A 6,821-nucleotide genomic window follows, 5' to 3' on the forward strand; every position below is an offset into this window, starting at 1 on the left:
CCGCAGCCCTCCGCCCCTCCGCCCCTACCCCCGGGAGCCCTCCGTGGCAGGACGTTTCGCTCCCCGGCCCACCCCCCGGCCTGCCCCCCGCCCCGCTCGTACGACCGTGCGGGACGGGCGGGGCGGCGAGCCGGCGGGGGTGCCGCGGCAGGCACCGGTCCCGGCCGGCCCGCCCTCGGTCCGGACGTGGGTGCCGGACGGCCCGCTGGACCTCGGGCTGGTCCTCGGGCCGCTGCGGCGCGGGTCCGCGGACCCGACGCTGCGCACGCTGCCGGACGGCTCCGTGTGGCGGACGAGCCTGACACCCGCCGGGCCGGGCACACTGCGGGTGACGCGGCACGGCGGCGAGGTACGGGGCGAGGCGTGGGGACCGGGGGCCGGATGGTTCCTGGACCGGCTGCCCGATTTGCTCGGCGCCGCCGACGACCCGGCCGCGTTCGTCCCCCGGCACAAACTGCTGGCGCTCACCCGGCACCGCAGGCCGGGGCTGCGGCTGGCCCGGACCGGACTGGTGCTGGAGTCGTTGATCCCGTCGGTCCTGGAGCAGAAGGTCACCACCGGTGAGGCGTACCGGGCGTGGCGGCTGCTGGTCCGCACCTACGGGGAGCCGGCCCCCGGGCCCGCGCCCGAGCGGATGGCGGTGATGCCGTCGCCCCGGACCTGGGCGCTGATCCCCTCCTGGGAGTGGCACCGGGCCGGTGTCGACGACAAGCGGGCGTCCACGGTGCTGCGGGCGGTGCGGGCCGCGGCGCGGCTGGAGGAGGCGGCCGGGATGGCTCCGGCGGCGGCGCGGGCACGACTGGAACTGGTGCCGGGCATCGGGCCGTGGACGTCGGCGGAGACGGTGCAGCGCAGTCACGGCGCGCCGGACGAGGTGACCACGGGGGACCTGCACCTGCCGGGCATCGTGGGGTGGGCGCTGGCCGGGAACCGGGACGCGGACGACGCGGCGATGCTGGAACTGCTGGAGCCGTACGCCGGTCAGCGGCACCGGGCGGCGCGGCTGATCCTGCTGAGCGGACGGACGCCGGCACGGCGGGCACCGAAGATGCCGCGCTGGGACATCGGGCGGCTGTGAGGCCCGGGCCGCTCAGCCGTCCGCTCCCCCTGTCCGGTCCCCGTGTCCCCCGCCGACGCCTCGGCTACTCGTCCGAGGAGAAGCGCACCGACCCCGCCGGGATCCGCGCGTCGCACCAGACCCTGACCCCGTCCCGGAGTTCGTTGCGGGCGCCGACGACCGCGCCGTCGCCTATCACCGTCCCGGTGAGGACCGACCGCTCCCCCACCCGCGCACGCGTGCCGATCAGTGAGTCGGTGACGACCGCACCGGGTTCGATGACCGCGCCCGGCAGGATCGTGCTGCCGAAGACGCGCGCGCCCTCCGCCACGAACGCGCCCTCGCCCACCACGGTCCCGCCCGCCAGCTTGGCGTCCGGTGCCACCCTCGCCGTCGGCAGGACCAGCCGGTCGCCGCAGCGCCCCGGGACCGCCGGGGACGGGGCGCGGCCCAGTACCAGGTCCGCGGAGCCCCGGACGAAGGCCGCCGGGGTGCCGAGGTCCAGCCAGTACGTGGAGTCGACCAGGCCCTGGAGATGGGCTCCGGCCGCCAGCAGCCCCGGGAACGTCTCCCGCTCCACCGACACCGGCCGGCCCGTGGGGATCGTGTCGATGACCGAGCGGCGGAAGACGTACGCCCCCGCGTTGATCTGGTCGGTGACGATCTCCTCGGGTGTCTGCGGTTTCTCCAGGAACGCCAGGACGCGGCCCGTGCCGTCGGTGGGGACCAGGCCGTACGCCCTCGGGTCCGTCACCCTCGTCAGGTGCAGCGAGACGTCGGCGCCCGTCACCTCGTGGGTGTGCACCAGCGCCCGGATGTCCAGGCCCGTGAGGATGTCGCCGTTGAAGATCAGCACCGGTTCGTCGGGGCCGGAGTGCAGCCGGGAGGCGACGTTGCGGATGGCGCCGCCGGTGCCGAGCGGCTCCTCCTCCGTCACGTACTCGATGTGCAGGCCCAGCGACGCCCCGTCGCCGAAGTACGGTTCGAAGACCTCGGCCAGATAGGACGTGGCCAGGACGATGTGCTCGACGCCCGCCGCTCTCGCTCTCGCCAGCTGGTGCGTGAGGAAGGGCACTCCGGCCGCCCGGACCATGGGCTTCGGTGTGTGCACCGTGAGCGGGCGCAACCGTGTGCCCTTGCCGCCGACCAGGAGGATCGCTTCTGTCACCTGTCGTCTCTGCTTCCTGCCGGGACCGGCCGAACTGTCTTTCGGCCGGCCAGTGTATGCAGACCGTCGCACGGCGGTTTCTACGGCGGTGCCTCCGGCGGGAGGGGACGCGGACCCGGCGGTCCGCCGCTCTCAGCGGCCCTGGTAACCGGCCGCCGCGGAGCGGACGGTGCCGAGCCGGTCGTAGAGCTTCCCCCCGGGGCACACGGTGTTGAACCCGTCCCGGTGACCGGAGATCACGTTCAGTCGTACCTTCGTGCCTTTTGCGTAGAGATTGCCACCGTCGGACGTCAGGTATGTCTTCGCGCTCGGATCCGCGTCGTGCAGTCCGAGCTTCCACGCGGTGAGCTGGGCGACGCCCGTCACCGCGGCGGTCGGCGGGCCCGTGGTGTCGAAGGTGCCGAGAACCGCCACGCCCATGGTGCCGCTGTTGAATCCCAGAGTGTGCGCGCCCAGGACCGGGTTGGCCACTCCCCCGGCCCGCCCCTCGTAGATCTTCCCGCACTTGTCGACGAGGAAGTTGTAACCGATGTCCCGCCATCCCATGCTCCCCGTGTGGTAGCGGTAGATGCCGCGGATGACGGAAGGAGCCTCCGCGCACGTGTAGGTGTTGCCGGAGGCGCTGTGGTGCACGAAGGCCGCGCCCACCTTGTCGGTGTACACGAACTCCTTCTCCCGCAGGCTCTCGTCCGCACCCCACCCGCTGCGTGTGACGATGCCGGGCCGCGGGCCGATGTGCGGGTTCGCCCGCTGTCCGGCCGTCTCGGTGCCGCGCAGGACGTGGTACTCCTCCTCGGTCTCCGCCCGGGTCAGCGCCGGGATCCCGGTGGCCCCCAGGGGCACGAGCGGGGCGTTGGCGGCCGAGGCGGCGGCCGCCCCGGCGCTCATCACACCGGTTCGGGGAGCATCCGCCGCGGGGCCCGTGGAGCCGTCGACGGGGTTCCGGCCGGCGTCCTCCCCGGAGCCCTCCTCCGAACTCTCTCCGGAGCTTTCGGCAGGGCTGCCCCCGGGCGGGGCGGCCTCCCCCGGGTCGACGAGTTCGAGGCGCATCCCGGACGGCAGCAGCGGGGCGGACTCCTCGGAGCCTTCCCCGGCCCCTTCCCCGGCAGTGGAGCCGGTGGGCCCGGAACCGGCCTCCGGCTCCGCGTCCGGTCCGGTCTCCGCCCGGACCCGGATCTCCACGCCGTTCGACTCGCCCACCCACAGCGGCGCGGTGGCGCCGCGGACCCGGCCCGAGGCGCGTTCCGCGGTCCCGGGGTCGGCCGCGTGGTCGGCGTTGTGGGTCTCGACGTCCTGCCAGCCGGACCAGGCGCCGGTGTCCGCCGCGCGGACGCGGACCTGGACCCGGCCGTGGAGTTCGGTGCCGGGGTCGTCCCAGATGACGCCGACGAGGGAGAAGTGCCGCACGGACCGCGGGGCGAGGCCGAACACGGCGGCGTCGGAGGCGCGGTCGGGGCCGAGGGGCCGCAGGGGCAGCGACTGGGTGCTGCCGGGGGTGCCGGCCCCGGTCGTCACCGCTGCGCGGGTGGCCGCCGGCGCCGTCCGGCCCGGTCCCGCGTCCGCTGCGACGGCGGACGGGGCGAGGGGCAGGGCGAGTGCGGCCGCGCAGGTGACACCGATGGAGGAAGCGAAAGGTCTACGCATGCCCCTGAGCTTGGACATGGTCACACAAATCTGTCCATCGGGGAATTGACGGGCTGTCGGGGCCCGTTCCGCCGAACCGGTGCCCCGGGCACCCGGTGCGCGCCGCCGTGTCCGCGTACGCTTGCGCGGGTGAACGCCACCGACCGCACCCCCGCCGACCTGCTGGGTTCCGCCCTCGCCGCGGACCCGGGACGCCCCCTGGTGACCTTCTACGACGACGCCACGGGCGAACGCGTCGAATTGTCCGTGGCCACCTTCGCCAATTGGGTGGCCAAGACCGCGAACCTGCTGCAGGACGAACTGGCCTCCGAGCCCGGTGACCGCGTGGCGCTGCTGCTGCCCGCGCACTGGCAGACCGCCGTGTGGCTGCTGGCGTGCGCGTCGGTGGGCGTGGTCGCGGACGTGTCCGGCGACCCGGCGGCGGCCGATGTGGTGGTGAGCGGGCCGGACGCGCTGGAGACCGCGCGGGCCTGCTCGGGCGCACGGGTCGCGCTGGCCCTCAGGCCGCTCGGCGGCCGGTTCCCGCAGCCTCCGGAGGGCTTCGCCGACTACGCCGTGGAGGTCCCGGGGCAGGGCGACCGGTTCGCGCCGTACGCGCCGGTCGACCCCGAGGCACCGGCGCTGATCGTGGCGGGCCGGGAGTTCACCGGGGCCGAGGTGGTGCAGCGGGCCCGTGCGGAGGCCACGGACCTCGGGCTGACCGGACCGGCCTCGCGCATCCTGTCGGGGCTGCCGTACGACACCTGGGAGGGTCTCCGCGCGGGCCTGTACGGACCGCTGGCGACCGGCGGTTCGGTGGTGCTGTGCCGGAACCTGGACCGGCTCGGGGGCGACGCCCTGGACAAGCGGGTCGAGAGCGAGCGGGTCACCGTCATCACCCGCTGACGGCCGCCCCGCCCTCGCACCCAGCCGCACCCCCGGCCCGGACCGGTCGCTCAAACCGGCCCCGCCGGGCCGTCCCCCGTCCGCCCCGCCCCTTCCCCCGTTCGGATGCGCAGCGCCCGCCCCCGCCGCGCATCCGGGTCATCGTCGTACCAGCGGCACGCCACTCCCCGACGCCCGTACGTCCGTACGCCCGTACGCCGGCCCGCGGTTCCGCGTGCCGCCGCAAGCCGTCCCGTACGCCGTGAGGGGGTGGACCGGTCATGAGTGACACCGCAGGCGCGTCCCCCGCGGACCCGGCGGGCGGGGGCGCCCCCGGGCCGGGGGCGGGAGCCTCGGCGAGCGGGGCGGGGTTGCGGCGGCACAGACGGCGGCGGTGGATGCGGGGCGCCGGGCTCGGTGTCGCGGCCCTGTTCGTCGTGGCGGCCGGAGCCGGGTGGGCGGTGTACGTGAAGCTCGACGGGAACATCACGCCGGACGAGGCGGCCGCGGCCGAGCTGGCGCGGTTCGAGGAGGAGCGGCCGACGGCACTGGTCAGGGAGGCCCGGAACATCCTGCTGATCGGCTCGGACTCGCGCTCCGGGGAGGAGAACGCCCGCTACGGCCGGGACCCGGGGACGGAGCGGTCCGACACCGCGATCCTGCTGCACCTGCCGGCGGGCCGGGGCAGCGCCACCGCGGTGTCCCTGCCCCGGGACCTGATGGTGGACGTGCCGGGCTGTCTGCGCCGGGGCGGCGGCCGCACCGAGCCCGTGTTCGCGATGTTCAACCAGGCCTTCGAATGGGGCGGTTCCGCCTGTGCGATCCGTACCGTGGAGAAACTCACCGGCATTCGCGTGGACCATCACGTCGTCGTGGACTTCCAGGGGTTCAAGAAGATGGTCGAGGCGGTCGACGGCGTCGAGGTGTGCCTGCGTGAACCCATTGACGACAAGGCGGCCAAACTGAAGCTGCCCGCGGGTCGGGTGACGCTGAACGGGGAACAGGCCCTCGGTTATGTCCGCGCCCGCAAGTCCCTCGGTGACGGAAGCGACACGCACCGTATGGAGCGTCAGCAGCGGTTCCTCGGGGCGCTCGTCAACAAGGCGAGCGGCAATGACGTTCTGCTCAATCCGGCCAAGCTGTATCCCGTGCTGGACGCGGCCACTTCGGCACTGACGACCGACCCGGGGCTGGCCAGTCTGCGGGGTTTGTACGAACTCGCCCGCGGACTGCGCGACATCCCCGCGGAACGCGTGCGGTTCCTCACCGTCCCCCGGGAGCCGTACACGAACGACCCCAATCGGGACCAGCTTTCACAACCCGCGGCGGAGGACCTGTTCGAGCGGTTGCGCAGGGACGCGCCGGTCACGGTCGCACAGGGCCAAGGCAGCGCCACCGGCGCCGGATCCGGGTCCGGCGCACCGTCCGGAAATCCGGACGGCGAAAACACGGAGGGTGACGCAAAGGTCACCCGGAAGGAATCCGGGGGGCAGCCGGAGGAAGTGGCCGAAGCGGCCTCTCCCGCGCCGACGTTCTCCGGGAACACGGCCGCCGAGGACGCCTGTACGTAAAACCGGCTCCCAGGTGACTCCCGGGCTGTGAAGCCATGTCAAGAGATATGCACGAATTGCCCAGTTGTGAGGATGTGGAATGCGCCACCGGCATCGCCGGAGGCCGTTCCGTGCCGTTAGTGTGTGCGCTCCCGGTGCATACTTTCCCAGGATTCGACTCTCCATGCGCGCACTGAGGACCGACCGAGCGCCTGGGAGGGGAAAGGCGCCGCGTGGCACCGACGGAGGATTCAAACGACCGTGGACGCGCAAGGCCGTGGGCGGGGCAGCGACATGGACCCCGCAGACCAGTGGGTGCTCAACCCGGACACCGGCGATTACGAACTGCGACTGAGTAGTTCCGCACCGCAGCAACCGGTCCCCTCCCCTCGCAGACCGCGCTCCTCCGGCGGGGGCCCGGGTGGCGGCGCGGGCGCCGGCAAGGCCTCCGGCGCGGGCGCGCCGCGCGGCCGCGGCGACGCCCCCGGGCGCGCGGCGGAGCGGCCCGCCGGCCGCAGGGCGTCCGGCCCCGGGCCGA

General features: G+C 74.2%; 5 protein-coding genes and 1 pseudogene. 4 read left to right on the plus strand and 2 right to left on the minus strand.

Annotation, left to right across the window (positions count from 1 at the left end):
• The first annotated feature begins 43 nt into the window (after window positions 1-43).
• Window positions 44-1,078, plus strand: coding sequence for a DNA-3-methyladenine glycosylase family protein (locus ORI94_RS33545; protein ID WP_416237946.1), 1,035 nt, complete (start codon window positions 44-46; stop codon window positions 1,076-1,078).
• Between the two features lie 64 nt (window positions 1,079-1,142).
• On the opposite strand, the gene ORI94_RS33550 is transcribed toward ORI94_RS33545, so the two are convergent.
• Entirely contained in the window at window positions 1,143-2,225 is a 1,083-nt protein-coding gene (locus ORI94_RS33550) for an NDP-sugar synthase (RefSeq protein WP_266082630.1), read from the minus strand.
• 132 nt (window positions 2,226-2,357) lie between these two features.
• Window positions 2,358-3,869, minus strand: coding sequence for a peptidoglycan recognition protein (locus tag ORI94_RS33555; protein ID WP_266082632.1), 1,512 nt, complete (start codon window positions 3,867-3,869; stop codon window positions 2,358-2,360).
• 129 nt (window positions 3,870-3,998) lie between these two features.
• Between ORI94_RS33555 and ORI94_RS33560 the strand changes: the two genes are divergently transcribed.
• The 3 genes and pseudogenes from ORI94_RS33560 to ORI94_RS33570 all read left to right on the plus strand — a co-directional run.
• Entirely contained in the window at window positions 3,999-4,754 is a 756-nt protein-coding gene (locus ORI94_RS33560) for a TIGR03089 family protein (RefSeq protein ID WP_266082634.1), read from the plus strand.
• 260 nt (window positions 4,755-5,014) lie between these two features.
• The gene (locus tag ORI94_RS33565) at window positions 5,015-6,304 is read left to right on the plus strand and encodes an LCP family protein (protein WP_266082636.1); all 1,290 of its coding nucleotides are present in this window, start codon (window positions 5,015-5,017) and stop codon (window positions 6,302-6,304) included.
• 273 nt (window positions 6,305-6,577) lie between these two features.
• A pseudogene (locus ORI94_RS33570) lies at window positions 6,578-6,821 on the plus strand (LytR family transcriptional regulator); the annotation flags it as partial.

The organism is Streptomyces sp. NEAU-W12 (assembly GCF_026242095.1).
Lineage (GTDB): Bacteria > Actinomycetota > Actinomycetes > Streptomycetales > Streptomycetaceae > Streptomyces.

Coding starts and splice junctions, on each gene's coding strand:
- ORI94_RS33565 (WP_266082636.1), top strand. CDS start 5,015: ATGAGTGACACCGCAGGCGCGTCCCCCGCGGACCCGGCGGGCGGGGGC.
- ORI94_RS33555 (WP_266082632.1), bottom strand. CDS start 3,869: ATGCGTAGACCTTTCGCTTCCTCCATCGGTGTCACCTGCGCGGCCGCA.